The 1,448-nt window shown below is 50.4% G+C and carries 3 protein-coding genes; all 3 read left to right on the top strand.

The features are described 5' to 3' along the window. The coding region (locus R7070_RS25120) for a hypothetical protein (RefSeq protein WP_318141386.1) at positions 1 to 450 on the top strand (450 nt) is incomplete at its 5' end. Between the two features lie 9 nt (positions 451 to 459). Next, positions 460 to 1,158 carry an ABC transporter ATP-binding protein gene (locus R7070_RS25115; protein ID WP_318141385.1) on the top strand — a complete coding sequence of 233 codons (699 nt, stop codon included), beginning with the start codon at positions 460 to 462 and terminating at the stop codon, positions 1,156 to 1,158. Next, the coding region (locus R7070_RS25110; protein ID WP_411912995.1) for an ABC transporter permease at positions 1,146 to 1,448 on the top strand (303 nt) is incomplete at its 3' end. The genes R7070_RS25115 and R7070_RS25110, both read left to right, overlap by 13 nt.

The raw sequence follows: 1,448 nt of genomic DNA, 5'->3' as shown, positions 1-1,448 counted from the left end.
GTTTACCTTGGCAGCAGTGAAACCTTGCAAGGGCGCGATGCGTTTATGCCATGGAACAAGATGAAGTTCACTGAGCGCGGGCTTGCCACCATTCAGAAAGGTTTGGATTTAATGGCGAATCAACCTATGCCGATTCAAGAGCAGCAGCGTTTACAAGGGCTACCAGAATATCAATTGGCTACTGCGATGGCGGCCACCACTTACACTTCGCTTCCGGATATGTTTAATCACTTTGAGCGTGGGTACGAGCTGTACCTGACTCTGCTTAATGAACCGAGCTTCAATCAACAACCGTTCGCGGCAACGGCTTGGGTTTACCTTTACGCCATTGAAGCAGCGCTGCGTGCTGAGGACATGGAGCAAGCGCAGAAATGGTTGGCGAAAATGGAAAGTTTCGATAGCACTCACTTAGAAACGCAAACTGCCAAAGCGTTACTGGCTAAACATTAAGGAGGCGTCATGATCGTTTTCAGTAAACTCAGTCGCGATTACACCCTTGGCAGCCAAACCGTACGCGCGTTGCAAGATGTCTCTGGTGAGGTGTTTGCCGGTGAAATGGTGGCGCTGTGTGGGCCTTCCGGCTCAGGAAAAAGTACCTTACTCAATGTGCTTGGCATGTTGGATTCTCAATATCAAGGTCAGGTAACGTTTGCTGGTCAACCTTACCCGAGTGGACAAATGCAGGCTGCGAAAATGCGCCGTGAAAAGCTGGGTTTTATATTTCAAAAATTCAACTTGGTGCCAGTGATGACGGCTTTGGAGAACGTCGCTTATCCGTTGCATCTCAACGGTTTTTCAAAAACTGCACAAACTGAACTTGCCTCACAGATGCTGGAACATGTGGGGCTGGGCGAATTTATCCATCACATGCCCGATAACTTGTCTGGTGGTCAGCAGCAACGGGTAGCGATTGCTCGCGCTTTGGTTCACAAACCTGCATTAGTGATTGCCGACGAGCCAACAGCAAGCCTCGATAGCCAAACCGCAAACAAAGTCATCGATATCATGAAAGGGCTCGGGCACGAGTTTGGTACCACCTTCATTGTCGCCACTCACGACCCTCGCATGGCATCACGCTGCGATCGCACCATCGAGCTGGTGGACGGCAAAATCATCCAAACGCACGCCAGTGTGGAGGAGGTCTCATGGGCAAGCTAATTCCCGTTTCGGTTCGCCTTGCTTGGCTGAATCTACAACGTAATCGCCGACGCAGTTTGTTGTCGATGCTGATCATCGCCATTGCAGTTTTTGCGCTGACCAGCGCAGGTGGTTTTGGCCTTTATACCTACGACAGCTTGAAAGAATCCACAGCGCGAGACACGGGGCATCTGACATTAACCACGCCGGGTTATTTCGCTAAAGAAGAAGAGATGCCATTGAGCAATGGTTTGAGCCATGCCGATGCGATCACCAAACAGTTGATTGGTTTGAGTGAGGTGCGAGGCGTA

It is taken from the genome of Vibrio sp. 1557 (genome assembly GCF_033340175.1).
Lineage (GTDB): Bacteria > Pseudomonadota > Gammaproteobacteria > Enterobacterales > Vibrionaceae > Vibrio > Vibrio alginolyticus.
The sequence above is the reverse complement of the archived record's forward strand: the minus strand, read 5'-3'. Positions and strand labels throughout refer to the sequence as shown.

What these genes read in the sequence shown, in the direction of transcription:
- R7070_RS25115 (WP_318141385.1), top strand. Translation starts at nt 460, where the DNA reads ATGATCGTTTTCAGTAAACTCAGTCGCGATTACACCCTTGGCAGCCAA.